We start from the raw sequence: 24,899 nt of genomic DNA, 5'->3' as shown, positions 1-24,899 counted from the left end.
CAAGGCGTCCTTCGGGGGTCAGTCTATCCCTGCAATGATTGCGCGCAATGTTTCAATGCCCTCACCCTTTTCGGACGATGTGATCACCATTTCAGGGTATGCAGAGGCAAACTTGGAAAGCTTGACGCGCACTTGCGCCAAAACCGCGTCCAACTCGCCCTTTTTTAGCTTATCGGTCTTCGTCATCACACATTGGAACGTCACCGCAGCGCTGCTGAGCAAGGCCATGATTTCTTCGTCCACGGATTTGATGCCATGACGCGCATCGACCAGCACGAATGCGCGGCGCAATGTCACGCGGCCGCGCAAGTAATTTTTCAACAACCGCTGCCATTTTTCAACGACCGCGACGGGCGCGTTCGCGTAGCCGTATCCGGGAAGGTCGACGAGGTAGTGGCTTTCGCCGACGGTAAAGAAATTAATCTCCTGCGTGCGGCCAGGCGTGTTTGACGCCCGCGCGAGGCCCTTACGACCGGTCAGGGCGTTGATCAGGCTTGATTTCCCAACGTTGGATCGCCCTGCAAAACACACCTCAGGGCGGTCTGGATCGGGCAAGCCTTCCATCGCGACAACGCCTTTGACGAAGTCGGTTTCACCCGCAAACATCTTGCGGCCCGCCTCGCGGGTTATTTCATCGGGCTCTTCTGCGGAAGGAAAAGGAAGTTGCATTTACAGTACCTGTGCTTGGTCGCCGAGGGCGACATGGCCATCTTTTGTCACCACGGCATAGACGCCGAAGTGCTGGTGGCCGAATGTATTTTTCAAAGCGCCAAGCGTGTCTGTATCGCGCACGCCTGTCACCGGATTCGTCGCTGTCGCCAAACAGCGCACGATGGGTTCACGGACCTCGAGCTCCGCTTCGCCGATTCGAATTTTCTTACCGACCCAGTCTAGTTCATCCCAAGCATCAATACCGTCGAGCCAGATATTGGCCCTCCAGCGTTCCATCTCAAGCGGGTGGCCGATTGCTGATTCTACAGCCTCGTGACTGGATCGGTTGGTGACCGAAACTGACGGTATTTCACTATCAGTCATGCCGCGGCCTTCTGCCTTCACGATGGCTTTAGGTGCCGCGCGGTCTGCTGGGCAGAGCGGCGCCACCCAAGCGAGAAATGCCGCGTCGTCTTGATCTGGGTTGAATGTGATCTCGCCACAATCTTGGTGGCGCAACGTTATCGTACCGGAAACATCATCAAATTCTGCCCAAATGCCCACCAATTTTGGTGCGCGGGACCCGATCATGAAGTTACGGCAATAGAACCAACCGGACCCATCAAATTTGGTCTGCTCGTGGGTGACCGCCCAATGACGGTCCCAGGGCATGCATTTTCCGGCGTTCAGATCCACAGTCGCGAGGGGTTCGCGACCGTGGCTTTTTATGGGGTGCCGCCAAAGTTCAGCGACCGTTCCCATCACTCAGGGTCCGGTTTTTTGCGCCCGGTGATGTTGCCGAACAGGTCAGGCTTGAAGCCTTGGCTGCGCATAATGGCGTATTGCTGCATGAATGTGATCGAGTTGTTCGCGATCCAATACAACACGAGACCACTTGCGAAGCCGCCAAGCATGAACATAAAGACCCAAGGCATCCAGGCAAAAATCATCTTCTGCGTTGCGTCCGTGGGGGCTGGATTTAGCTTTTGTTGCAACCACATGGAAATACCAAGCACGATTGGCATGACGCCGATGAAGGCCAGCGCGAGGATCGAGTCAGGCTCTGGGGCGCCCCATGGCAGCAGGCCAAACAGGTTGTACAGTGTTGATGTGTCTGGCGCGCTCAAGTCATTGACCCAGCCAATCCACGGCGCGTGCCGCAGCTCGATTGTGACGAAAATCACCTTATAGAGAGAGAAGAAGATTGGGATTTGCATCAAGATCGGTAGACAACCAGATGCAGGGTTCACCTTGTTCTCTTTATAAAGAGACATCATGCCTTTCTGGAGCTTCTCACGATCGTCGCCTGCGGCTTCTTTCAGCTTCGCCATCTCGGGCTGAAGTTCCCGCATTTTGGCCATCGAAACATAGGATTTGTAGGCCAGTGGCAACAACAGCGCTTTGATCACAAACGTAAGACAAATGATCGACCAACCCATATTGCCGATGAGTCCGTTGAGCCAATGAAGCATAGCAAAGATCGGCTTGGTCAAAAAGAAAAACCAGCCCCAGTCGATGCTATCAAGGAACCGATCAATACCGAGATCGTTTTGGTAGCTCCGAATGACTTCCCATTCTTGCGCACCGGCAAAGAACTGAGTGTCCGCTGAGGCCGTTGCGCCAGGCGCGACAGTAATCATCGGGTAAACGGTTTCAATCTGATAGATGTCGTTGGCAAACTTGGCAGTAGAGCGAAAGTCGCGACCGGGTGTCGGGATCAACGCGGTCATCCAGTATTGATCTGAAAATCCGATCCACCCATTTTCTGTGACTTCGATGCGGCTCTCTTCTGTCGTGAGATCGGGCATGTCGTCGTAGTTAATTTCTTCCATCGACCCGTCCGACATCCGCACAACGCCTTCGTGCTGAATGAAGAAGCCAATCTGGTCAGGCTCGCCATGACGCGCCACTAGTCCGTACGGGCGCAATGCGATTTCAGCACCGGTCGTGTTTTCAACGGTTTGCGTGACCGTGAACAGGAATTCCTCATCTACAGCGAACGTTTTGCGGAACGTCAGTCCAGCACCGTTGCCCCAAACAAGGGTTACGTCGCTCCCCGGTGACAGCGTTTCGCCTGATTCTATTTGCCATTGAGTTGACGCACCGGGGACTTGGTCTGCGGTTGCACCCACGGCAGCGACCCAGCCGTGCAAAGCATAGTAAGGCGAATCGGTCCCAATTGGCGACAGAAGTCGAACGAGATCAGCATCGGGTTTCAGTGTCTCACGGTAGCCTTTGAGGGAAAGGTCATCAATGCGACCACCCGTCAGAGACAACGATCCGGTCAGGCTTTCACTATCGATCACGAGGCGGGGTGCGTCTGCAATAACGTCTTCGGCGGAAAGAGGCGCGAGAACGGCGACTTCGCCGACCTGCTCTGGAATTTGCGCGTCTACTCCGAGCGTCGTGCCATCTGTCGTCGTGATCTCTGTTGTTGGCGCTTGTTCAGCCACCTCTGGAGGAGGAAACAGAACGAACCAGGTCAGAATCACGATGAAGCTGAGCGCTGTTGCGAGGATGATATTCTTGTTCTGGTCGTCCATTTAAGCCGCCTGAAACTGCATTTGAAATATCAAGCAGGTTCAACAGGTCGGAGCAACAAAGGTCAAGCGCTTTTGCCTTAATTCTGTGGACGCTGGGCGGCTTTGTCACATTGTATGGGTCAGCTCGCGCGTTTGGAGAAAAGCACGGGCTCTTGGGATTGGTGGAAATAGGCCTTCGCCCATTGGATGGTTTCTTCCACAGGCATCGGCCGCGCGATATGAAAACTTTCCACATCGTGACAACCCAAAGCATTCAACGCATCCTTTTCGCCCCGCGTTTCAACACCTTCTGCCAAAGTCTGTACGCCTAACCTGTCAGCCATCATCAAAATCGCTGCGACCATATTGCGTTGTTCGGAATCCGTATCGATGCCTGCCACGAATGAGCGATCAATCTTGATGCGCCCGACACTGAAGCGTCGAATGTTGGTGATTGACGCATAGCCTGTGCCAAAATCATCCAGATCAATCCAGCAGCCTAGATCGGCCAACGCCGCAAGATTGCCGATAGTGTCATCATCTGCGCCATCGGCGATACCAGTCTCCAGAACCTCAATGACTAAACGGTGGGGCGCTATATTGCTGACATCCAAATGTATTGCGTTACGATCTACAAGGCGGGTGTTGCGCAGTTCACTGATTGAAAAATTGACACAAATTCGTGGGGCAGTCAGTCCCGCTTTGCCCCAAAATGTAAGCGCCTGAAGAGCCTTCTTGATCATCGTTTCGCGTCGCTGGCGATTTTTCCGTGCGGCCTGTCGTGACAACAGTGCCTCGGAAAAGGCGCGCACTGCTCCCGGTGCTTTGTGGCTGGCCTCCGCCAGCGTTAAGAACGAAGCTTGCGTCAGGCCTTCGGTCGTTGGACGTTCCAGCTTATTGGATGTGGCGACCCCCATCGATGCGGTCAACGGCACAGGTAGACCGGTCATGAATCGCACATTCGCCAGCGCATGTTGGATGTGGGTACATGTGTTGAGCATTGCGTTGGGTTCATGGGGGCTTGCGACGCGAAGGCTGACATAAACCTCGACCCGTCTAGATGAATGGTCACGTCTGCCTCCGTCAGATACTCTTCAATCACGCTCTGAGTGAATGTCAGCGCGCTTTCTAACGACCCGCCACCGTATACTTCTTCAAGCTTTTGATAGTCATTGATTTCGACGATCATGGCGACAGTTGGATGACAAATTTCGCCCAAGAAACGCGACAGGCATCCAACGATGAAATCGCATTTATCTTTCGGGTCAGTCTCCGCAACATCAAGCTGCCGTCCTGACGGCAAAACGATTAAGGGGGGGCTGGAGGGGCCTGAAAATCAGGTTCGCCAAGATGCCTGGCAGGCCGAGGATCGCAATCGCTGTCATGCAACTCACAGCGATGCCACTTGCAGAGTAAGCCTTGTATCGCAAACCAATAGGCGCACCCGAACGATTGATGGACCTTTCCTAAACCTGTCGCGTGAAAAAAACAGGATTGGATGTTTCAATAGGGCAGCGTTCTTATAGGAACGTTAATGGCCCGAAATGGATAAGTCGCCGTTGTCCAATTCGTCGGAACCGCGGTTCAGTCCTTTGAAATCGAAAATCGAAGGGTCCAACAAATGGGAAGGGCGGGTATTGCTTAACGCGGTGAACATTTTTTGCCTCCGTCCTGGCGAATTGGTTTCCCACTGATCCAGCATGGCCTTGATTTGTTGGCGTTGCAGGCCATCCTGCGACCCGCATAAATCACACGGAATAATGGGGTAACCCATTGAACTGCTGAACTTTTCACAATTTTCTTCAGCAACATGTGCGAGCGGGCGAAAGACAAATAAATCGCCTTGTTCATTAAGCAGTTTTGGCGGCATCGCTGCAAGCCGCGAACCGTGGAACATGTTCATGAAAAACGTCTCAAGAATATCGTCGCGGTGATGGCCCAACACGACTGCGCTACAGCCTTCTTCACGGGCAATACGGTAAAGATTTCCGCGCCGTAAACGTGAACATAATGCGCACATTGTTCGGCCCATAGGGATTTTGTCTACGACAATTGAGTAGGTGTCTTGGTATTCGATTCGGTGTGGCACCCCCATGTCCTTAAGGAATTTGGGCAAAATTGTAGCAGGAAAATTCGGCTGGCCTTGGTCTAAGTTGCAGGCCAATAGATCAACGGGCAACAACCCGCGCCATTGCAATTCGTGTAACACCGCCAAAAGGGTGTAGCTGTCTTTGCCACCCGACAGACAGACCAGCCATTTCGGTCGATCAGCACGGTCATCAAGCATCCCGTACTTTTCAATCGCTTCGCGCGTATTCTGGATCAGCCGCTTGCGCAGCTTTTTGAACGCTGTCGTCTTGGGGGCGCCATAAAATAGCGGATGAATGTCGTCTGGATGATCAAGCATGATTCGGGAATACAGTGGCGCATTGGGTCGAACAAGAGGGCAGAGCGGGGATAATGGACTACGTCGCGATCCGGTCCGGTCATCCACCAACGCGGGGGCTGCGTATACTTGTTATGAAACATATTACCCTTATTGCGTTTGCTGCGCTTGCCGCCTGCACAGGAAAGCCATCGTTTAATGACGCCAGCTTATCGGACGTCCAATTCGACCTTGAATCGTTCTTTGATGGGGACCTCATAGCCTACGGTCAATTTCAGGATGTTCTGGGAACAGTCCGGCGATCCTTCGTCGTGACCATTGGCGGGGATTGGGACGGGGAGCGCCTGCGGTTGGTTGAGGATTTCGTCTACGAGGACGGATCAGTCGAACAGCGGATTTGGACATTGGTAAAGACCGGTCCTGTGACCGCGGACCAGACATGGGAGGGGACAGCGCCGGGGGTAATCGGCATAGCTGTCGGACAAGAACAAGGTGATCGTTTCAACTGGCAATATCAGATCGATCTACCTGTGCCCGCCGCAGATGGCCCAACAGAGACATTGCGCGTCTCGTTTGATGATTGGATGTGGCAGCAGACACATGACCGCTTACTGAACATTGCCTATGTGAAACGGTTCGGCCTCGACATCGGACAGGTCGTGATTTCGTTTGAGAAGCAATAGCGGTCTGTCGGTTGCCTAGCCTCTCAGTTTACTGGTTCGAAGTCGTCAGTCCGGCACGTTGTCGACGCCGGACCCGCCCCACGGATTGCAGCGGATCACGCGGCGAATCGTCAGCGCGGTGCCCTTGATACCGCCGTGTTTGCGCAAAGCCTCCATTGCGTAGGCGCTACATGTTGGATGGAAACGACAACCGTGGCCAACCCAAGGCGAAAAAACCAGACGATAAAACCGTATTGGCAGCGATGCGATCAAGGCCAAAGGCGACATGCGGCGGTTCATCCGAGTTTGCCGAGTGCTTTGGCTAAATCAGCCCGTAGCGCTTCGAATTCACGGGTCGCGGTTAGATCTTTTTTTCCAATCAGAACGTAGTCGTGTCCGGGCTTGGCGAGGTGGGGCAAATCAAGACGCGCAATTTCGCGCAAGCGGCGTTTGGCACGGTTTCGCGCCACGGCATTTCCGACTTTTTTTGAACAAGTAAAGCCCACGCGCATGGAGTCGTCGCCATCACGACGATCCCGCATCTGCACAGTCAGGCTTGTGGCGGTCTCATAACGGGCCTTGGACGCAGCAACGAAATTTGCGCGAGTTTTCATCACCGCAAAACGCGCGGAAATCGCCGCAGGCGATGCCGCGGCGGTTTCTAAAACTTCTTCAGGCGTCGTCATGTCGGATCGGCCGCGCGTAGTTTGCGCGACATCACCAAGCGCAATTAAGCGCTCAGTTCCTTACGACCCTTAGCGCGACGTGCATTGAGGATATTACGGCCAGCTTTGGTGGCCATACGTGCGCGAAAACCGTGACGGTTCTTACGAACGCGGTTGGATGGCTGAAATGTACGCTTCATTGCGTCTCTCCGGTGTTTGGGCGAACCCTGAAGTAGGATTCGAGCCTCAAGAATTTATCGTGGTATCTCGAAACCCGTTCTTTAGGGGGGGGCGTGGCATGTGTCAACGTGTGAAGGTGCGAAAGTCAAGGCAATCGCATGAACAATAACGATGTCGACAAATGTTGTAGAGGCTGATTCGATGGGTGATCTTTACTGTTTTAACGAGGTCATATGCCATGCCAACCCCAAGTTCACCTGAGATCCATCCCATTGAATTTCTTACGCATTTTTCAGATATAAGCGATTCACGTCAAGAGGTTAAAGTGACTTACCCTTTGCCGGAAATACTCCTCTTAACCCTATGCGCTGTTTTGTCAGGTGCCAATGACTGGACGGCCATCTCGATATATGGGACCAAGAAACTGGGCTTTTTGAAGCGTTTTCTACCTTTTGCAGACGGGACACCGTCCCATGACCAACTTGGAAACATCTTTGCGGCCTTGGATGCCGAGGCGTTTCAGGCCTGTTTTATCGACTGGGTGGCCTCCCTTAACAAGACGGTGACTGGAGTGGTCGCGATTGATGGGAAAACCTCTCGCCGCAGCCTGGATAAAGCTGGCGGCAAGGCCGCAATTCACATGATCTCGGCCTGGAGTTCGGAATGGAATCTGACGCTGGCGCAACGGCAGGTGGACGGCAAGTCCAACGAGATAACGGCCATACCAGAACTGTTGGAACTGCTCACCCTGAAGGGGGCTATTGTCACCATCGACGCTATGGGATGCCAACGCGAAATCGCCGCGAAGATCATCTCCAAAGAAGCAGACTACATCCTCGCTTTGAAGGGTAATCAGGGCAGCCTACGCAAGGACACAGAATTATTCATGACGGAACAGGCGGCCGTAGATTATGACGACACAACAGTCACTTACCACGAAACGGTAGAGAAGTCTCATGGCCGTATCGAAACAAGGAGGGTCACAGTGTGCACGGATATTGACTGGCTTAAAGCGGACCACAATTGGCCCGGTTTGAAAAGCATCGTTATGGTCCAGTACCACGCCATCCTGCAGGATAAAACGCGCGCCGAAACCCGCTATTACATTTCATCAATGACATCAGATGCTGAACATCACGCCAAAGCCATCCGTGACCACTGGGGAATAGAAAACGGGCTGCATTGGGTCATGGACATGGTGTTTCGCGACGATGAATGCCGTATCCGAAAAGGCAATGCTCCAGCGAATTTTACGACCATAAAACACGCTGCAAGCAACATGCTGCGCTCCGTAAAGGGGAAGCATAGCCTGCGATCAAAGCGCCACATTGCATCATGGGATGATGATTTCCTCGCCGAAATAATTAACACCTAAATCTCATGCGATTCCCCTGGTGCGAAAGTCTGCAACAATGCACCAATGGGGCAGGCCAAATGTTACAGTCTTCACGACAACTGCAACAAAAAACCGCCAAATGAACGCCCTGCATCAACGCGCCGTGATAGGGGTATGCAGTCTGTGTGGGCTCGTCCATCTAAGGTGCAACTCGATCCACACTTAGCAACAAGAGACGTGACAAAAATGACCGACACCCCTGAACCTGATTCCGCCCAATCCAGCGCCCTGGTGAAACGATTGCCAATCATCGTGATCGCTGTGGTGGCTGTGTTAGGTGCGTATTTCTTGCGTGATTACCTGACGTTCGACGCCTTGGCCGAAAATCGCGAAAGCCTGATTGCGTTTCGCGATGCCAATTACCTGCTGACTGTGTTGGTGTTCATTGCCATCTATACCGTGGTGGTGGCGTTCAGTCTGCCGGGGGCGACGATTATGACGCTGGCGGGTGGTTTCCTGTTCGCGACGTTCCCCGGTTTCTTGTTTAACGTGATCGCGGCAACGATGGGTGCAACGGGCATTTTCATGGCCGCACGCTGGGGATTCGGCAAACAGCTGGGCGCGAAACTTGAAGGGTCCGAGGGCATCGTCAAAAAAATCAAAGACGGGATCGATGAAAACCAATGGTCGATGTTGTTCCTGATCCGACTGGTTCCTGCGGTGCCGTTCTTCCTCGCCAATTTGATCCCTGCGTTCCTTGAAGTGCCCTTGCGCCGTTTCGTGATTTCGACCTTCTTTGGCATCATCCCTGGATCGGTTGTCTACACATCTGTTGGCGCTGGGCTTGGCGAAGTTTTTGCTGCGGGCGAAACCCCGAACCTTGGACTCATATTTGAGCCCCACATCCTGTTGCCGATCATCGGCCTGTGTGTGCTGGCTGTCCTTCCTATTATCATCAAGGCCGTGCGCGGCAAGAAAGGCCTATAATCATGGACCGTATCAAAGCTGACGTTTGTATTATTGGTGCTGGTTCTGGCGGATTGTCGATCGCGGCGGGGGCGTCCCAGATGGGTGCATCTGTTGTCTTGCTAGAAGGCCACAAGATGGGCGGCGATTGCCTGAACTACGGCTGTGTTCCGTCCAAGGCGCTGATTGCTGCTGGCAAACAGGCCTACGCCATGAGCCACACCGGTGATTTGGGCGTCAAAGCAGTCAAGGCGGACGTGGATTTCGCGGCCGCCAAAGACCATGTACGTCGTGTCATTGAAACAATTGAACCTGTCGACAGCCAAGAACGCTTTGAAGGGTTCGGGGTCAACGTGATCCGCGAATTTGGCAAATTCATCAGCCCAACCGAAGTTCAGGCAGGTGACACGATCATCCAAGCGCGGCGTTTTATCGTCGCCACGGGGTCCGGCCCGTTCGTGCCGCCGATCCCCGGCTTGGAGGATGTCGATGTGTACACAAACGAAAACATCTTTGATCTGCGCACCCGCCCCGAACATTTGATCATCGTGGGTGGCGGCCCCATTGGGATGGAAATGGCGCAGGCGCATTTGCGGCTGGGGTGCAAAGTGACGGTCATTGAAGGCGCCAAGGCGATGGGTAAGGATGATCCAGAAATGGCGGCAATCGTGCTGGATAGTCTGCGCGCGGAAGGTGTTGAAATCATCGAAGACGCGCAGGCCACTAAGATCAGTGGGAGCAAAGGTGCAAAATCTAAAGTGACCGTGCACACTCCAAAGGGCGATTTCACAGGCTCGCATCTGTTGATGGCGGTAGGTCGCAAAGTGAACGTCGAAAACCTTCATCTGGATAAGGCAGACGTCAAGTGGGGCAGGGGCGGTGTTGAGGTCGGCGCGGACCTTCGGTCTGTTAGCAATAAAAAAGTTTACGCCGTTGGCGATGCCGCTGGTGGGCTGCAATTCACCCACGTCGCTGGCTATCATGCAGGTGTTGTGATCCGCTCGATGCTGTTTGGTCTTCCAAGCAAACAGCGCACGGACCACATCCCGTGGGCGACCTATACGGACCCCGAACTGGTGCAAGTTGGGTTGACCGAAGCCCAAGCAAAAGAAAAATTTGGCGGCAACGTTGAAGTTGTGCGATTCCCATACCACGAAAATGATCGCGCCATCGCTGAAGGAAAAACAACAGGCCTTATTAAGGTGATGGTCATCAAAGGTAAGCCTGTTGGCGCATCAATTGTGGGCGCTATGGCGGGCGAATTGATTGGCATGTGGGCGATGGCAATTGCCAATAAGATGAAAATGTCAGCGATTGCTGCAACTGTTCTACCCTATCCGACCATATCTGAGATTAACAAACGCGCGGCGGGTGCCTATTTCACCCCTAGGCTGTTTGAAAGCCCTATGGTCAAACGTGTGGTAGGATTGGTGCAGCGCTGGCTGCCTTAAGACCTGAACAGAAACGGACGGCAGAATGCTAAATTCCCTCTCAGGGCGCTTTTTGATCCTCACGACGGTGTTCGTGTTGATTGCTGAGCTGTTGATCTTTGTGCCGTCCGTTGCGCGTTTTCGCGAAGACTATTTCCTTAACCGGCTTGAACGGGCGCAGATTGCGTCGCTGACGTTACTGGCCGACGATATGATCATGCCAGAACTTGAGTCCGAGCTGCTGAAGAACGCAGGCGTTTATAACGTGGTGCTGCGCCGCGACGAAGTCCGCCAGTTGATCCTGTCATCGCCGATCCCCGCGCCGATCCATAAGACGTTCGATATGCGCGACCCACCTGCTTGGATGCTCATCCGCGATGCAATGATTGGACTTTGGGACACAGAGGAACGGGTGTTTCGTGTCATTGGCAATCCCGTGCAAGATGGCGGCACGTTGATTGAAATTACTCTGCCATCTGCGCCATTAAGGGAAGCACTGATCGACTATGGCATCCACATCCTCATTCTTTCGGCGATAATTTCGATTGTGACAGCTGGTCTGTTATTTTTGGCTGTGCGCCGCTTTATCGTGAAGCCGATCAAGGGCGTTGTGGATCACATGCAGGCCTACGCCAAGGCACCCGAAGACGCGCGACTGATTATCATGCCGAACGCTGGCGTGACCGAACTACGCGAGGCCGAAGAAGCCTTGGCGAGCCTGCAAACCCAACTGACGGGCGCGCTAAAACAGAAAGAACGGCTCGCGCAATTGGGTGGTGCGGTCAGTAAAATCAGCCACGATCTGCGCAATATCTTGACGTCTGCTGTGCTGTTTACGGATCGTATAGATGCCTCAGAAGATCCGACAGTTCGCAGGCTTGCCCCGAAACTGGTGAATTCCATCACCCGTGCGGTGAACTTGTGTGAAAGCACGCTGACATTTGGGCGCGCAGAAGAACCCGCACCGCGGCTGACGCGGATGTCGCTGGCAGAAACCGTGGATGATGTGATTGCAGGTGAACGGTTGGCCGTCGGCGACCACGACATGTCGTTTTCCGAAGACATCCCGATGGGCATGAACGTGCGTGCCGACGCGGAACAACTTTATCGCGTCATCGGTAACCTTGTGCGCAACGCCCGCCAAGCGATTGTCGCGAGCGGTAAGCCAGGTGAGATTAGCGTTGTTGGTTCAGAAAATGACACGTTCTGGCAGATCGCGGTCACGGATACTGGTCCGGGTTTGCCCAAGGCTGCGCAGGAGCATCTATTTAAGGCCTTTCAGGGAGGCACAACCTCTGGTGGGTCCGGTTTGGGATTGGCTATTGCCGCGGAATTGGTGCGCGGACATGGCGGCCGGCTTGATCTTGACCGCACTGATGAGAGGGGCACGCGCTTTGTCATCAGCCTGCCGAAATCCGACCTGACCCTCTCGCCCACAATCGTTTAGATTTGTCTCTTGCAAAGCCAAGACATGATCGCTAAGTCGCCCTTAATGCACCCGTAGCTCAGCTGGATAGAGTACCTGACTACGAATCAGGGGGTCAGAGGTTCGAATCCTCTCGGGTGCACCACTAATTTATAAATTACTTATATACTTCAGGGTGGTAGGCAATCCATCCTCGGCGTGGTCCACCCTTTAGGCCACCTTTGGTCTGTCCCTCACTGGGTCGACTAGCCGATTGAGCAATTTCTGGCGATATCATCCAGAAAGCAGATTTAGTTCTCCCACATTGGGCAATTCATCAATTTCGCCATATGAGGTGCATGAACGAAAGCGCCTCACGGGCTAAAACCTTGCAAACGTGAAACAAGTGATCGTGAGCGGGCATGGCCGTGCGAACAGGGCTTGCGCTTCGCGGTACACGAGGGTCGGTTTTGATCAGACATACGTTCTGGGGACAGTCGCTCAAAGCCTGACTCAGATATTGCTCCAAGCGCGCTTATAGTTTGTCAACCTTGTCTCAAAGACAAGGGCGTCGTCGCTTCGATCTCGCAGCTTCCGCATCTCCTCTTCGTGCATCGCGAGCGATAGTAAAATAAGTGCCTCGTGGACAAGTTCGAGCATCCGCTCCGTATTGTGCTGGAACGCAGTGATGCCCTCGCGTTCAATGCCGTCGTCGTTGCGCGCTCCGAACGTCTCCGTCGTCAGTACGAGGCAGCGATGCTCGAGCGCATTGCGCAAAGCTTTTAGGTGGGCGGCTTCGGGTGCTAGCGCGTCATCCAATCCATCCGCAGATCCCTTGGTCTCTCCAACAATATCGAACGATAGCCAGTAGAGGCCGCGAAGCGCGAGATTCTGACAATCGGCGATCTTCGGATGAAGCGCGCTTCGCTTGCGGGGGGTGGCGTATCAGACGCCGCGAAGATCAACTTGTTTCAAATTGTGCCCGAGTTCGAAATACAAGTTCACAAACCCCGCAATCTTGTCGAGCAGGCCATAAGCCGTGCGGAACGCGAGCCGCAGCCATTCCGCGCCGATCGAGAACACTGGATAGTCGAGTGTATCGTAGAGACGCACCTCATCGTCGGCAAAGTGTGGGGGGCGGTCGTCAAGCGGCTCTGCCTCCATCGCCTGGTGATAAAGCAGGCGTGCGCTGACGAACTCTTGCTTCATCTGATTGTACCAACCGAGCAGCGGCGGAACCGGTCCACCCGCGAATTTGTGGCTTGGTAGGTGGAGCGGATCGCTGACCGCAATGGAATGCAGCCCGAGCATTACCAAAGGGTTCAGGAAAAGTCGCCGATTAAGTATACGAAGACGGTAGGCTTTCGCGTGGCCTTTCCCGAGCGGTCATCCGTCCATTTTAGTCTGGGCAAGGACCATGTCGACGTCGGAGCGGATCTTCGAGGCCTTCGCATTGACCAGAGCGATAATATTCTCTGGAGCACTTTCCCACTCCAAGTCTGGATCGACTACACGCTCGAAATCGCGGCACGCATAGGCTGCAAGGACTACGCGGTGCCTCGCATCATGGACCATCTGGGCGAAAGTTAAGCGCGCGACTCCGCGGTTCGCGAGCGCCATTCCGAACCGCGGGTTCGTCGTTAACACGGACTCGTAGAGGCGCAACGCTTCAATGGGACGCCCCAGCGTACTCATCTGGTTAGCAAGGTTGGTGAGTATCTGTGCGCGGCGGGAGGGGCTAAGTTCATCGAATGAGGGCACTGTGCGTGCTTGGCGGAGATAGAGGATTTGCAGCTCTCGGTGGGGTTGGCGCCATGCCCAATCTCGGGGATTTAGAGCGGATTGCAGACCGTCTTGAACATTTGAGCGTAAATAGTGGAGCAAAGCGTCAGGCGGCCCGCAAGACCCTAGGAATTCAGCACATTCAACGTCTAAGCTTTCGAGTGCAGCAGTGTCGCCGTCATCGGATGCTAAATCGATGCGCCGAGCAAGGTCATCGATCCGCGCATCTGTATTTTCGGCGACCATCGTTCCGCTCCCTATTCGAAGGTGACTACCGTGACCACAGTCACTCGACCTGATATCTGTTTCCCCCAAGATTGGAGCTAGATTCTCCGTTGGACATACCATACGGCAACCGCCGCAGAATTCGCTATAACTGACATTCCTGCTCAGCGTGGCATCCAGAAATTCTGGTTTCAAACCGGACATGTTCTACGGCATACTGCCTTCCTAAAAGCGACCGTTTTTGACGCGTAGATTGTGGCAAGGGGTTTCTGTCGTGTAGTAAACTTTCGTGATCCTAATTTGCGATCCGCCAGATCAAAACGACCAGCGCTTGCTGAACTCCTCAAGGCCTAGCCATTTTACATCGCCGCCCTTAGCACGGGTTGATACTGCCATTCGGTCTGAGGCTCCGATGCCGCGCTTTTTTGGTAAATATGTTTTGGTTTTAAGAGGGTGCTTGGCAGGTGTTGCGCTCAAACTGGATCGTGGCGGATATCCAGTTTGGTGCCTACGGCATCGGCAAAGCGGGCCAGCTTTTCGACGCTGATATTTTGACGCGCCCCTTCGATGCGAAAAATCGTAACTCCCAAGGACCCCATCGGATATCGGGTTTTGTGTTGCCCTTGCGACGTTAGAGCCGAGCGATGATCTGTTGTGGTGATAGGGTGAGTGTTTCGAGGATATTGCCCCCGTGTTTTCTGACCGTCGAGATGACGGATCTGATGTCAGCGAAGACCTGCGCGCCCTCGAGGGTGCGGAAAGTTCCCGAGATTTTCATGCGCAACTTCATCATGCGCAGGTCCCGTTCGGCCTGATTGTTGGTGAAGGGAACTGTGAAGTCCGTAAGGAACCTTAGGACGTCATCACGGTAGTCGCGCAAGCGGACCAGAAGGTTATGGCCTGGCCGCCTGGCTTTTCGGCCTCGCGCACCAGTGCGTCTAGCCAGTGGGTCTTGTCGCTCATGGAAGGCGAGGCCCTCGGTGAGGATAGCCATGTATTTGGTGAGGATGCCGTGGTGAACCGACGTGGGGAGTTCGGTCTCGCCTCGCCCCTGAGCCGCGCACTTGAGCTGATTGGCGCTGTTGAGCAGCACGCTCATCGCGCACGCCCACGGCTCCTTTTCGATTTCTTCGATGGCCTTGAGTTCCCGTAAATGATGCGCCCCGCACAGGGCGTGCGCGTCCACCCCACTCATATGGGCGTAATAGGACTTCCAGTGGTCATGAACAATTGTCCCGCCGGTCAGGAAGGATGGAACAGCACCGCGCTTGGCGCTGATGCGATAATGCGTGAAGGCGAGATCGCTGATTGAGTGCAGCCAGTGCAGCTTACCAGCAACACGAAGTCCGGTCTCATCCAGATGCCGAACGCCGCCTTCATTGAGCCGGGCCAGAATGTGTTCGACGACGCCACCCAAGGTACGCGCTGTGCCGTTCACCCAGTTGGTCACGCTGGCCGCGCATAGGCTGGTGGCACCAAACAAATCACGCAGGAGTTGGCAGACCCGATCCTCGGGGATCAGCTGCTGAACATTGCAGTAGACCGCCGCCGCCCGAATGCGCTTACCGTATTGCACGTGTGCATTCACGCCATCGGGAAAGGTGGCTGTCGTCGTGGCTCGGCAATGGCCACAACAATAAATCGCTGCCTGATGCTCTGTGACCTCCAGACGCGGCACCGGTATGTCATAAACCTGACGCCTCTCCACCGCCTTGATCATCCCAGCCGTCAAGCCATGCTGACAGGTGCCACAGGCCTCAGCCTCATGTCGCTCCACAAAGTCAGGCGTTGCTGTCTGACGTAGGGTGTCACCTCGGTGGCCAACTTAACCACCACTTTTCTTACCGGACTTACCACGCAGGCTACGCGGTACCGGTTTCTTCAACCCATCACTCGAAGGCGGCTTGCTGCTATTACTGCTGTTCTTAGCCAACTGACGCCGCAGATCCGCATTCTCTTGCGCCATGCTCGCCAACGCGGCTTCCAACTCGGCGATCCTGCGCAGAGCCGTGGCGAGGAGTTGTTCAAGAGCAGTAACTTGGTCCATTCCACCAATGATTCAGAGAAATCGTCACAGCGCCACGAAATTCAGACCACAACAGAAAATTCATGCGCCTAATGGCCAAGGAGACTCACATCAAAACTGACAAAAACCCGTTATCGGCTGGGGTGCTTGGGAGTTACGAAAAATCTCACTTTGCTTGGTTCCCAGGGCAATCGCATGAACAATAACGATGACAAATGTTGTAGAGGCTGATTCGATGGGTGATCTTCACTGGTTTAACGAGGTCATATGCCATGCCAAACCCAAGTTCGCCTGAGGTCCATCCCATTGAATTTCTTACGCATTTTTCAGAGATAAGCGTTTCACGTCAAGAGGTTAAAGTGACTTACCCTTTGCCGGAAATACTCCTCTTAACCCTATGCGCTGTTTTGTCAGGTGCCAATGACTGGACGGCCATCTCGATATATGGGACCAAGAAACTGGGCTTTTTGAAGCGTTTTCTACCTTTTGCAGACGGGACACCGTCCCATGACCAACTTGGAAACATCTTTGCGGCCTTGGATGCCGAGGCGTTTCAGGCCTGTTTTATCGACTGGGTGGCCTCCCTTAACAAGACGGTGACTGGAGTGGTCGCGATTGATGGGAAAACCTCTCGCCGCAGCCTGGATAAAGCTGGCGGCAAGGCCGCAATTCACATGATCTCGGCCTGGAGTTCGGAATGGAATCTGACGCTGGCGCAACGGCAGGTGGACGGCAAGTCCAACGAGATAACGGCCATACCAGAACTGTTGGAGCTGCTCACCCTGAAGGGGGCTATTGTCACCATCGACGCTATGAGATGCCAACGCGAAATCGCCGCGAAGATCATCTCCAAAGAAGCAGACTACATCCTCGCTTTGAAGGGTAATCAGGGCAGCCTACGCAAGGACACAGAATTATTCATGACGGAACAGGCGGCCGTAGATTATGACGACACAACAGTCACTTACCACGAAACGGTAGAGAAGTCTCATGGCCGTATCGAAACAAGGAGGGTCACAGTGTGCACGGATATTGACTGGCTTAAGGCGAACCACAATTGGCCCGGTTTGAAAAGCATCGTTATGGTCCAGTACCACGCCATCCTGCAGGATAAAACGCGCGCCGAAACCCGCTATTACATTTCATCAATGACATCAGATGCTGAACATCACGCCAAAGCCATCCGTGACCACTGGGGAATAGAAAACGGGCTGCATTGGGTCATGGACATGGTGTTTCGCGACGATGAATGCCGTATCCGAAAAGGCAATGCTCCAGCCAATTTTACGACCATAAAACACGCTGCAAGCAACATGCTGCGCTCCGTAAAGGGGAAGCATAGCCTGCGATCAAAGCGCCACATTGCATCATGGGATGATGATTTCCTCGCCGAAATAATTAACACCTAAATCTCATGCGATTCCCCTGGCTTGGTTCCCATGTTGACTTGCTCTGAGCTACGAATTATTGTATATGACCTCAGCATAAGTCTGGGTTTCCCCTGAAGGTTTAATTTTGCTATATTACTGCGCCTGAATTGACCTGACGATTTTGGGCCTGCGATTCACTTCGTCGCATGGCCAAAGGCGGTTCAGTCTGTATTTTGAGTTTATGAGCAAGCAATACAAAACAGTCTCCTTATCCGACGAGCAGCGCATAGCACTTGAAGCGCTTTGCCGCCGCCGCAAAGTTGACGCCCTTGTTTGGAAACGGGCGCGCGCGTTTCTTCTTTTGGACGCAGGAGAAGACGCCGGAACGGTTTGCCGGATTTTGGATATTGGCCCGACAGTTTTGACGGAGTGGCGATTTGCCTTTGCCGGTGCGGGACTATCGTTTTTCGGTCTGAAGGACTACAGCCAGCGTCAGGGTCATTTGTCCGTCGTGCAAGAGCAGGCGGTGAGAGCCCATTTCACCGCGCAGCCTGCCCGCAATGCCGATGAGGTCTGTGCCTATGTTCTAGCCGAGTGCGACCAAAACTACAGCACGTCGGGAGCCGCCAAGCTGATGCGCCGCCTGGGGTTCGCGTATAAGAAACCACAATTACTGCCTGCACAGGCCGATGAAGCCAAGCAGGCTGCGTTTATTGCCAAATATGAGGCCCTGATGAACGGGTTGGCCGCAGATGAGATGGTTGTCTTTTCGGACGCTGTCCACCCCGAACACCAGAGCCGCCCCGCCCATGGTTGGTTCCCCAAGGGACAAAAGACGGCCCTGAAGGCGACATCAGGGCGCAAGCGGCTCAACATTCAGGGCGCGCTTGACCTTGAGACTTTCCAGTTCACCTTTGTGGAAGGCGAGAAGATCAATGCCCAGACAACCCGACAGATGCTGGAAAAGTTGGAACGCAACAACCAAACCAAGACGGCCATCCACGTCTTTGTCGACAATGCCCGCTATCATCATGCCAAGATACTACAGCCATGGCTGGACAGCCCAGAACGTCGGGTGAAGTTGCATTTCTTGCCAGCATATGCCCCGCACCTCAACCCGATCGAGCGTCTTTGGGGTGTTATGCACAAATGGGTCACCCACAATCGGCACTATGCAACGTTCAACCAATTCACAGAGGCCATTTTCGACTTCTTCCGCAAGACCCTGCCAGAAAAATGGCCAGAGTTCCGCGACACCGCCACCGACAACTTCCGCGTCATATCGCTCAAGGAATACAAAGTGATTTGAGGGGAAAACCTCAGGTCAATTCAGGCGCGGGAGCATATACTTCTGCGCCTGAATTGACCTGACGATTTTGTGCCTGCGATTCACTTCGTCGCATGGCCAAAGGCGGTTCAGTCTGTATTTTGAGTTTATGATCAAGCAATACAAAACAGTCTCCTTATCCGACGAGCAGCGCATAGCACTTGAAGCGCTTTGCCGCCGCCGCAAAGTTGACGCCCTTGTTTGGAAACGGGCGCGCGCGTTTCTTCTTTTGGACGCAGGAGAAAACGCCGGAACGGTTTGCCGGATTTTGGATATTGGCCCGACAGTTTTGACGGAGTGGCGATTTGCCTTTGCCGGTGCGGGACTATCGTTTTTCGGTCTGAAGGACTACAGCCAGCGTCAGGTTCATTTGTCCGTCGTGCAAGAGCAGGCGGTGAGAGCCCATTTCACCGCGCAGCCTGCCCGCAATGCCGATGAGGTCTGTGCCTATGTTCTAGCCGAGTGCGACCAAAACTACAGCACGTCGGGAGCCGCCAAGCTGATGCGCCGCCTGGGGTTCGCGTATAAGAAACCACAATTGCTGCCTGCACAGGCCGATGAAGCCAAGCAGGCTGCGTTTATTGCCAAATATGAGGCCCTGATGAACGGGTTGGCCGCAGATGAGATGGTTGTCTTTTCGGACGCTGTCCACCCCGAACACCAGAGCCGCCCCGCCCATGGTTGGTTCCCCAAGGGACAAAAGACGGCCCTGAAGGCGACATCAGGGCGCAAGCGGCTCAACATTCAGGGCGCGCTTGACCTTGAGACTTTCCAGTTCACCTTTGTGGAAGGCGAGAAGATCAATGCCCAGACAACCCGACAGATGCTGGAAAAGTTGGAACGCAACAACCAAACCAAGACGGCCATCCACGTCTTTGTCGACAATGCCCGCTATCATCATGCCAAGATACTACAGCCATGGCTGGACAGCCCAGAACGTCGGGTGAAGTTGCATTTCTTGCCAGCATATGCCCCGCACCTCAACCCGATCGAGCGTCTTTGGGGTGTTATGCACAAATGGGTCACCCACAATCGGCACTATGCAACGTTCAACCAATTCACAGAGGCCATTTTCGACTTCTTCCGCAAGACCCTGCCAGAAAAATGGCCAGAGTTTCGCGACACCGTCACCGACAACTTCCGCGTCATATCGCTCAAGGAATACAAAGTGATTTGAGGGGAAAACCTCAGGTCAATTCAGGCGCGGGAGTATACTATAATCTTCCCTCTCATTTTTAAGACCCTTACTGCTTCGCGGGGTCTTAAAAATGAGAGGGAAGATTATGATCTATTCCACAGGAAGCCATACCAAATTTTATCACCGATTTCACGTCGTCTGGACAACAAAATACCGATACAAAGTTATGCGCGGTGAGATGCGTGAGCGTATCCGTGAAATCATTATCCAAACATGCCAAGAACTTGGCGTGCATATTGAGAAGGGCGTATTGTCGACCGATCACGTCCACATGTTCATATCGGTCCCGCCTCAGATAGCATTGTCAAAGGTGATGATGCGGATCAAGGGACGCTCGTCTTATAAGATACAGCGCGAGTTTCCCGAACTGCGCAAACGGTACTGGGGCCAGCGGTTTTGGGCTCGCGGATTTTTCTCAACAACTAGCGGCAATGTCACTGACGCTGTCATACTTCAGTATCTTGAATTACATTCAAAAAGGGAACCTACCGGCGTCAGCCGGTAGTCGTTCAGTCAGCATGAGGTGATCTGAATGTATTTTTCAAAAACGACCGTTTTTGGAAGACCGCTTAAATCTGGTATGCGTACAAAGTGATAATTGGCATTGCTCTTGTACGCCCTATGCTAGGGTCTCGCGAGAATGGTGAAATTGCACAAGGCCCGCTCTAAAAAAGCAGACAGCAATAATCTTCGACTGTGAGTTTCTCGTAACCGAAAATGCGCAACTAAGGTATTGGTGTGGGCCGTACGATCCCGACCGGCGTTGTTGCACAGATCAGCTGCAACTCGGAACGCGCCCTACCCATGCTTGAGGTCAAGCGATCAACTCGAACTCGGGACGCCCGATTTCGGTCATTTTGTTGAGAATATAGGCGCCGATATTGGCCTCTGTCTTCTGATTGGGAAAGTTGCGTGCTTTCAGTTTGGAGCCAATAACCATCTTCCAACGGCCCATTTGGGTCTCCGCTCGGCTACGCTGATTGTAGCCGCTGCTCACCTGCCAGGCCATCCGACCCCGAGTGCGGATTGCAGCAATGCGCTGGTCGCGAAGGGTTGGGGTATCGACCGCATCAGGGCTAGAAACGGCATTCTTAGGGGGAGGGATGATGATCTCTACTGTTTCGCCAAAGCGCTCGATGAGTAGGTCGCTGGTCGGGTCACCATCATTCGCACCGTCTGCTATGAACTGGGCTACATCCGCGTCAATCTGTTCAAGAAGATCAGGCAAAGCGGTCGGGTCTCCCACGTCATCTGTGGTTAGATCGGAGCAAACGATGTCACCACTCACAAGGTCTAACCCGAGGTGCAGCTTGCGCCATGACCTCCGCGTGGTCTTTGTTTTATGCTTATTCTGCAACCATTCGCCTTCGCCAAAGATCTTCAGGCCGGTACTGTCCACGAGAAGGTGAATTGGACCATCCTTCTGATGCCGGGATGTCATCGGCAAGGTCAGCCCTGCGCCACGGCGCGAAAAGGTAGAGTAGTCAGGCACAAGAATATCCAGCCCCATAAGTCCGACAAGGCCCCGCACAAACCCTTCGGTTTGGCGCAGCGGTTGCTTGTAAACCACACCAAGCGTGAGACAGACCGTGATCGCCAAATCGGAATAAGCTGGCTGGCCGCCCCGCGTCTTGCGCCGCTCTGCACGCCAAGTTGCCTCAACGTCGGGACTCAACCAAATAGTCACATCCCCACGCCGTCGCAGGCTTTCGGTGTAGTCGGACCAGTTCGTAATGCGATACCGCTTTTTCTCAAACTTATGCCGACGCGATGCGTTGAACTTATGCGGCATCAGGAGCGTCCAATCGGTCAGGGAAAGGGATCCCTAGCAGAAAGCGTCGTATCCACGCAATAACGCCTCAATTTTGCAAGGCTGCAAGACGGACCTGCGCATCGCTACTCCTGTGGTTGCGCGTAGCCTAGCAGCCACTGATGTTGACGGCCATAGTTCCGTAATTCTGGGATGCCACCGCACAGCGGACATTGCCCGCCCGCCTTTGCAATTATCGGACCGGATCGAACAGCGCGTCATCCAATGAACAATCACGGATCACATCGGACCCGCATCGGCGCGGCTCCAGATCGCGGGTCAAACAAATACGGGCTTCTTGAATGCGCGACGCGCGGCATATTATGGTGATTTCGTCCGGCGACAGGAACGGATTGTCGCGGATAAACGCTTCCTCCACCAGCGACGCTGGCAACGTTATCGGGTCTTCAAGGCGGCGGAAAACCTCTGGGCGTGTGATGCGTTCAAACGCAAGGCGCGCCAGTGCAAAATAATCGTCCGGCGATAGACCCGAACACGACCCGTGCTTGTTCCATTGATACCACGCTAATCCACTGGTCCCCATAATATCTGCCATTGCAGTCGTCTCTGCGCGGGACGGATTGCGGAACGTGTGGCGGCAGTCGGCGGGCCAGCCGGTTTCAAACTGTGGCCAGAGTCCGTGCAGAACCCAGCCGAAATCTGCGTCAGCGTCGCATTGCGGCGAATTGCGAGAATCGCCCTCCAATGCGCACCAATTTGGCGACCATGACAGGGACAAAACGTAGTAGTCGAACGCGCCTGAAACATCCTGCGCTTTGGCGGGCAGGGCAAGAGCGCACAGCAGGGTAATCAGTCGCAACATTTGGGGTCTTTCCATAACACAGTCGCCCGACTATATAGCATGCAAGTTCCCCGACAATGTGAACCTGGCCGAAAGCGGTCCGCCCCTTCAAGGGCTCAAGGAAGTCATGTCGATTGATAAGGAGAAAACGCGATGAGCGATATACCAATTATGGCCAAAGCCACAGCAGTTTGGCTGTGCGATAACACCACAATGACATTCAAACAGATCGCGGATTTCTGCGCACTTCATGAGTTGGAAGTGCAGGGCATTGCGGACGGCGATGTCGCGGCTGGCGTCAAAGGATTTGACCCGCTGACCAACAAACAGCTGACGCAAGACGAGATTGATCGTGGCGAAGCCGACCCAACCTATAAGTTGAAGCTGTTGTTTCACCCTGGATCGGCTGGTGAAGAAAAGCGCCGTGGCCCGCGTTATACACCCTTGTCCAAGCGTCAGGATCGCCCGGCGTCGATCTATTGGTTGGTCAAGTTCCACCCTGAATTGGCCGACGGTCAGATTTCTAAACTGGTCGGCACCACGAAGCCCACAATCCAAGCGATCCGTGAACGCACGCACTGGAACATCAACAACATCGAACCGATTGATCCGGTCGCGTTGGGTCTGTGTAAGCAGGTTGAACTGGACGCTGCCGTGCAAAAAGCCGCGGCCAAGAAAGCCAAAGAAGGCGGTGTGATGAGCGATGATGAGCGTCGCAAGCTGGTCTCGACCGAGCAGAGCCTTGGCACTGACTCCAAAATGCCAACAGCGATTGAGGGACTTGAGACGTTCACCTTGGGCGAGAGCATGCCCGAGCCTGAGGAAGACACTTCAATTCCGGATAAAGATACATTCTTTAACCTGCCCAACGACGCAGGCGATGACGACGAAAAAGATTGATCCTTATCGCGTTATCTTGATTTGAATGAAAGGCCCCCGAGCGATACTCGGGGGCTTTGTTTGTTTATTCACGTTGAACTTTTTGCTCTGGCATGCGCCAAGGCTGGCTGTGGTGTGTGTTGCGCTGCAGGAGCCTCTGGCGGGGATATTTTTGAAGCAAAGACGGGGCAGTTTAGAGGGCTTTGCGCGCATTGAGGGCGGCCGTGATCGTTCCGTCGTCAAGGTAGTCGAGTTCGCCGCCGACAGGGACACCTTGGGCCAAGGTCGTCACCTGAACGCCGTGCAATTCATCCGCGATATAGTGGGCCGTGGTTTGGCCATCGATTGTGGCCCCCAGTGCGAGAATGACTTCGGTGATGTGTTCGGTCGTGATGCGGTCGCGCAATTTCGGGATACGCAGTTCATCGGGGCCAATGTCATCAAGTGCTGACAATGTGCCGCCAAGGACATGGTAGCGGCCTTTGAAAACGCCAGATCGTTCCATCGCCCAGAGGTCTGCCACGTCTTCGACGACACAGATTTGGCCGACGTTGCGTTTCTCGCTCTCGCAGATGCCGCAAAGATCGGAGGTGCCGATGTTGCCGCAGTTTAGACATTCACGCGCTGTCGCCCCGACGATCGTCAGCGCTTCTGCCAACGGATTTAGCAGTTGCCCGCGCTTTTTGATGAGGTGCAGCACTGCACGGCGGGCAGATCGTGGGCCCAGCCCTGGAAGGCGGGCCATCAGATTGATCAACGCGTCGATGTCTTTGGGGGCTTGGGACATGGTGCTCCGCTGCGAGAACTTGACAGGGGGTGCGGCCCGCAAATTGCGAAGGGCAATTCGCTACACCGCACTGGATCGAACGCTATGCGTTCGCCCGATTAAAACGGCAGCTTCATATCTGCTGGTAGGCCCAACCCGTCGGTCAGTTTTGCCATTTCTTCCTGCGCCTTGTCCGACGCTTTGGATTGCGCGTCTTTGATTGCCGCAAGTATCAGGTCTTCGACCACTTCTTTGTCGTCACCGTTAAAGATTGAGGGATCAATATCGAGTGCCTTGAGTTCGCCTTTGGCAGACGCCGTCGCTTTGACCAGACCCGCGCCGCTGATCCCGACGACCACGATATCATGGAGGTCTTCTTGCAACTGGCCCATTTGCTTTTGCATCTCTTGGGCTTTTTTCATCATTCCGGCCATATCGCCGAGGCCACCTAGTCCTTTGAACATCGCTATCTCCTAAATATCTGTTGTGGGTAAATAGGCAGCACGCGGGC

Annotated in this window: 24 protein-coding genes, 1 tRNA gene and 2 pseudogenes; 11 read left to right on the top strand and 16 right to left on the bottom strand. The window is 54.0% G+C overall.

What is annotated here, in order from left to right; translation table 11 throughout:
• Nucleotides 1-18: 18 nt before the first annotated feature.
• The 5 genes from yihA to ttcA all read right to left on the bottom strand — a co-directional run bounded on the left by yihA (nt 19) and on the right by ttcA (nt 5,580).
• Complete coding sequence (yihA, locus tag OA238_RS20075; RefSeq protein WP_015496610.1) at nt 19-669, bottom strand: ribosome biogenesis GTP-binding protein YihA/YsxC; 651 nt, start codon at nt 667-669, stop codon at nt 19-21.
• Nucleotides 670-1,413, bottom strand: coding sequence for an MOSC domain-containing protein (locus tag OA238_RS20070; protein WP_015496609.1), 744 nt, complete (start codon nt 1,411-1,413; stop codon nt 670-672).
• Nucleotides 1,413-3,194, bottom strand: a complete 1,782-nt coding sequence (gene yidC, locus OA238_RS20065) for a membrane protein insertase YidC (RefSeq protein WP_015496608.1) — start codon at nt 3,192-3,194, stop codon at nt 1,413-1,415. The genes OA238_RS20070 and yidC overlap by 1 nt, the downstream gene beginning before the upstream one ends.
• A gap of 119 nt (nt 3,195-3,313) precedes the next feature.
• On the bottom strand, nt 3,314-4,123 hold the full coding sequence (locus OA238_RS20060) for an EAL domain-containing protein (protein WP_051076532.1): 810 nt from the start codon (nt 4,121-4,123) through the stop codon (nt 3,314-3,316).
• Between the two features lie 581 nt (nt 4,124-4,704).
• A complete protein-coding gene (ttcA, locus tag OA238_RS20050; RefSeq protein WP_015496606.1) occupies nt 4,705-5,580 on the bottom strand; it encodes a tRNA 2-thiocytidine(32) synthetase TtcA in 876 nt (291 codons plus the stop codon).
• Between the two features lie 113 nt (nt 5,581-5,693).
• Between ttcA and OA238_RS20045 the strand changes: the two genes are divergently transcribed.
• On the top strand, nt 5,694-6,242 hold the full coding sequence (locus OA238_RS20045; RefSeq protein ID WP_044038558.1) for a DUF3833 family protein: 549 nt from the start codon (nt 5,694-5,696) through the stop codon (nt 6,240-6,242).
• Nucleotides 6,243-6,287: 45 nt separating this feature from the next.
• On the opposite strand, the gene yidD is transcribed toward OA238_RS20045, so the two are convergent.
• Genes yidD through rpmH form a run of 3 tightly spaced genes read right to left on the bottom strand, consistent with a single transcriptional unit; the run spans nt 6,288 to nt 7,086 of the window.
• Nucleotides 6,288-6,509: a membrane protein insertion efficiency factor YidD gene (gene yidD / locus OA238_RS20040; RefSeq protein ID WP_044038556.1), complete on the bottom strand. Its 222-nt coding sequence runs from the start codon at nt 6,507-6,509 to the stop codon at nt 6,288-6,290.
• A gap of 8 nt (nt 6,510-6,517) precedes the next feature.
• On the bottom strand, nt 6,518-6,907 hold the full coding sequence (rnpA, locus tag OA238_RS20035) for a ribonuclease P protein component (RefSeq protein ID WP_015496603.1): 390 nt from the start codon (nt 6,905-6,907) through the stop codon (nt 6,518-6,520).
• 44 nt (nt 6,908-6,951) lie between these two features.
• The gene (gene rpmH, locus OA238_RS30585; protein ID WP_083903176.1) at nt 6,952-7,086 is read right to left on the bottom strand and encodes a 50S ribosomal protein L34; all 135 of its coding nucleotides are present in this window, start codon (nt 7,084-7,086) and stop codon (nt 6,952-6,954) included.
• A 185-nt stretch (nt 7,087-7,271) separates the two neighbouring features.
• On the opposite strand from rpmH, the gene OA238_RS20030 reads away from it, so the two are divergent.
• From OA238_RS20030 to OA238_RS20010, 5 genes are all read left to right on the top strand, one after another.
• Nucleotides 7,272-8,441: an ISAs1-like element ISOan1 family transposase gene (locus OA238_RS20030; protein ID WP_083906669.1), complete on the top strand. Its 1,170-nt coding sequence runs from the start codon at nt 7,272-7,274 to the stop codon at nt 8,439-8,441.
• A gap of 207 nt (nt 8,442-8,648) precedes the next feature.
• Entirely contained in the window at nt 8,649-9,389 is a 741-nt protein-coding gene (locus OA238_RS20025; RefSeq protein ID WP_044037243.1) for a TVP38/TMEM64 family protein, read from the top strand.
• Nucleotides 9,390-9,391: 2 nt separating this feature from the next.
• Nucleotides 9,392-10,819 (top strand): dihydrolipoyl dehydrogenase family protein, encoded by a 1,428-nt coding sequence (locus tag OA238_RS20020; RefSeq protein ID WP_044037242.1) that lies wholly within the window; start codon nt 9,392-9,394, stop codon nt 10,817-10,819.
• A 25-nt stretch (nt 10,820-10,844) separates the two neighbouring features.
• Nucleotides 10,845-12,245, top strand: a complete 1,401-nt coding sequence (locus OA238_RS20015; protein WP_015496600.1) for a sensor histidine kinase — start codon at nt 10,845-10,847, stop codon at nt 12,243-12,245.
• Nucleotides 12,246-12,292: 47 nt separating this feature from the next.
• Nucleotides 12,293-12,369, top strand: a tRNA-Arg gene (locus OA238_RS20010).
• A gap of 347 nt (nt 12,370-12,716) precedes the next feature.
• On the opposite strand, the pseudogene OA238_RS34075 reads toward OA238_RS20010, so the two are convergent.
• The 4 genes and pseudogenes from OA238_RS34075 to OA238_RS34070 all read right to left on the bottom strand — a co-directional run bounded on the left by OA238_RS34075 (nt 12,717) and on the right by OA238_RS34070 (nt 16,257).
• Nucleotides 12,717-13,514, bottom strand: a pseudogene (locus tag OA238_RS34075) (LA2681 family HEPN domain-containing protein).
• A 75-nt stretch (nt 13,515-13,589) separates the two neighbouring features.
• Entirely contained in the window at nt 13,590-14,231 is a 642-nt protein-coding gene (locus OA238_RS19995) for a hypothetical protein (RefSeq protein WP_044037235.1), read from the bottom strand.
• A gap of 610 nt (nt 14,232-14,841) precedes the next feature.
• Nucleotides 14,842-16,020: pseudogene (gene tnpC / locus OA238_RS19990) on the bottom strand (IS66 family transposase); the annotation flags it as partial.
• A 15-nt stretch (nt 16,021-16,035) separates the two neighbouring features.
• A complete protein-coding gene (locus tag OA238_RS34070) occupies nt 16,036-16,257 on the bottom strand; it encodes a DUF6444 domain-containing protein (protein WP_015495645.1) in 222 nt (73 codons plus the stop codon).
• A gap of 218 nt (nt 16,258-16,475) precedes the next feature.
• Here OA238_RS34070 and OA238_RS19985 point away from each other — a divergent pair, with 218 nt between their 5' ends.
• From OA238_RS19985 to tnpA, 4 genes are all read left to right on the top strand, one after another.
• The gene (locus OA238_RS19985; RefSeq protein WP_083906784.1) at nt 16,476-17,645 is read left to right on the top strand and encodes an ISAs1-like element ISOan1 family transposase; all 1,170 of its coding nucleotides are present in this window, start codon (nt 16,476-16,478) and stop codon (nt 17,643-17,645) included.
• A 202-nt stretch (nt 17,646-17,847) separates the two neighbouring features.
• Nucleotides 17,848-18,915: an IS630 family transposase gene (locus OA238_RS19980; protein ID WP_015496598.1), complete on the top strand. Its 1,068-nt coding sequence runs from the start codon at nt 17,848-17,850 to the stop codon at nt 18,913-18,915.
• A gap of 127 nt (nt 18,916-19,042) precedes the next feature.
• Nucleotides 19,043-20,110, top strand: a complete 1,068-nt coding sequence (locus OA238_RS19975) for an IS630 family transposase (protein WP_015496597.1) — start codon at nt 19,043-19,045, stop codon at nt 20,108-20,110.
• Nucleotides 20,111-20,216: 106 nt separating this feature from the next.
• A complete protein-coding gene (gene tnpA, locus OA238_RS19970) occupies nt 20,217-20,636 on the top strand; it encodes an IS200/IS605 family transposase (protein ID WP_015494130.1) in 420 nt (139 codons plus the stop codon).
• A 309-nt stretch (nt 20,637-20,945) separates the two neighbouring features.
• Here the strand turns inward: tnpA and OA238_RS19965 are convergent, their stop codons facing one another.
• Both OA238_RS19965 and OA238_RS19960 read right to left on the bottom strand, forming a co-directional pair.
• Nucleotides 20,946-21,923 carry an IS5 family transposase gene (locus OA238_RS19965; RefSeq protein WP_015496596.1) on the bottom strand — a complete coding sequence of 326 codons (978 nt, stop codon included), beginning with the start codon at nt 21,921-21,923 and terminating at the stop codon, nt 20,946-20,948.
• A gap of 211 nt (nt 21,924-22,134) precedes the next feature.
• A complete protein-coding gene (locus tag OA238_RS19960) occupies nt 22,135-22,764 on the bottom strand; it encodes a ribonuclease T2 family protein (RefSeq protein WP_245581355.1) in 630 nt (209 codons plus the stop codon).
• Nucleotides 22,765-22,896: 132 nt separating this feature from the next.
• Between OA238_RS19960 and OA238_RS19955 the strand changes: the two genes are divergently transcribed.
• Entirely contained in the window at nt 22,897-23,643 is a 747-nt protein-coding gene (locus OA238_RS19955; RefSeq protein ID WP_015496594.1) for a DUF1013 domain-containing protein, read from the top strand.
• A gap of 172 nt (nt 23,644-23,815) precedes the next feature.
• Here the strand turns inward: OA238_RS19955 and recR are convergent, their stop codons facing one another.
• Both recR and OA238_RS19945 read right to left on the bottom strand, forming a co-directional pair.
• Nucleotides 23,816-24,409 (bottom strand): recombination mediator RecR, encoded by a 594-nt coding sequence (gene recR / locus OA238_RS19950; protein ID WP_015496593.1) that lies wholly within the window; start codon nt 24,407-24,409, stop codon nt 23,816-23,818.
• A gap of 98 nt (nt 24,410-24,507) precedes the next feature.
• A complete protein-coding gene (locus OA238_RS19945; protein ID WP_015496592.1) occupies nt 24,508-24,852 on the bottom strand; it encodes a YbaB/EbfC family nucleoid-associated protein in 345 nt (114 codons plus the stop codon).
• Nucleotides 24,853-24,899: the final 47 nt, after the last annotated feature.

Origin of the sequence: Octadecabacter arcticus 238, assembly GCF_000155735.2 — a bacterium.
Classification (GTDB): Bacteria; Pseudomonadota; Alphaproteobacteria; order Rhodobacterales; family Rhodobacteraceae; genus Octadecabacter; species Octadecabacter arcticus.
The sequence above is the reverse complement of the archived record's forward strand: the minus strand, read 5'-3'. Positions and strand labels throughout refer to the sequence as shown.

Bases quoted from the DNA above. Each gene is read 5' to 3' on its own strand.
- yihA (WP_015496610.1), bottom strand. From the start codon at position 669: ATGCAACTTCCTTTTCCTTCCGCAGAAGAGCCCGATGAAATAACCCGC.
- ttcA (WP_015496606.1), bottom strand. From the start codon at position 5,580: ATGCTTGATCATCCAGACGACATTCATCCGCTATTTTATGGCGCCCCC.
- OA238_RS19980 (WP_015496598.1), top strand. From the start codon at position 17,848: ATGAGCAAGCAATACAAAACAGTCTCCTTATCCGACGAGCAGCGCATA.
- recR (WP_015496593.1), bottom strand. From the start codon at position 24,409: ATGTCCCAAGCCCCCAAAGACATCGACGCGTTGATCAATCTGATGGCC.
- OA238_RS19960 (WP_245581355.1), bottom strand. From the start codon at position 22,764: ATGTTGCGACTGATTACCCTGCTGTGCGCTCTTGCCCTGCCCGCCAAA.
- rnpA (WP_015496603.1), bottom strand. From the start codon at position 6,907: ATGACGACGCCTGAAGAAGTTTTAGAAACCGCCGCGGCATCGCCTGCG.
- OA238_RS20015 (WP_015496600.1), top strand. From the start codon at position 10,845: ATGCTAAATTCCCTCTCAGGGCGCTTTTTGATCCTCACGACGGTGTTC.
- yidD (WP_044038556.1), bottom strand. From the start codon at position 6,509: ATGTCGCCTTTGGCCTTGATCGCATCGCTGCCAATACGGTTTTATCGT.
- tnpA (WP_015494130.1), top strand. From the start codon at position 20,217: ATGATCTATTCCACAGGAAGCCATACCAAATTTTATCACCGATTTCAC.
- OA238_RS19955 (WP_015496594.1), top strand. From the start codon at position 22,897: ATGAGCGATATACCAATTATGGCCAAAGCCACAGCAGTTTGGCTGTGC.
- OA238_RS19975 (WP_015496597.1), top strand. From the start codon at position 19,043: ATGATCAAGCAATACAAAACAGTCTCCTTATCCGACGAGCAGCGCATA.
- OA238_RS20025 (WP_044037243.1), top strand. From the start codon at position 8,649: ATGACCGACACCCCTGAACCTGATTCCGCCCAATCCAGCGCCCTGGTG.
- OA238_RS20020 (WP_044037242.1), top strand. From the start codon at position 9,392: ATGGACCGTATCAAAGCTGACGTTTGTATTATTGGTGCTGGTTCTGGC.
- OA238_RS20060 (WP_051076532.1), bottom strand. From the start codon at position 4,123: ATGACCGGTCTACCTGTGCCGTTGACCGCATCGATGGGGGTCGCCACA.
- OA238_RS19965 (WP_015496596.1), bottom strand. From the start codon at position 21,923: ATGCCGCATAAGTTCAACGCATCGCGTCGGCATAAGTTTGAGAAAAAG.
- OA238_RS19945 (WP_015496592.1), bottom strand. From the start codon at position 24,852: ATGTTCAAAGGACTAGGTGGCCTCGGCGATATGGCCGGAATGATGAAA.
- OA238_RS34070 (WP_015495645.1), bottom strand. From the start codon at position 16,257: ATGGACCAAGTTACTGCTCTTGAACAACTCCTCGCCACGGCTCTGCGC.
- OA238_RS19995 (WP_044037235.1), bottom strand. From the start codon at position 14,231: ATGGTCGCCGAAAATACAGATGCGCGGATCGATGACCTTGCTCGGCGC.
- OA238_RS20070 (WP_015496609.1), bottom strand. From the start codon at position 1,413: ATGGGAACGGTCGCTGAACTTTGGCGGCACCCCATAAAAAGCCACGGT.
- OA238_RS20045 (WP_044038558.1), top strand. From the start codon at position 5,694: ATGAAACATATTACCCTTATTGCGTTTGCTGCGCTTGCCGCCTGCACA.
- yidC (WP_015496608.1), bottom strand. From the start codon at position 3,194: ATGGACGACCAGAACAAGAATATCATCCTCGCAACAGCGCTCAGCTTC.
- rpmH (WP_083903176.1), bottom strand. From the start codon at position 7,086: ATGAAGCGTACATTTCAGCCATCCAACCGCGTTCGTAAGAACCGTCAC.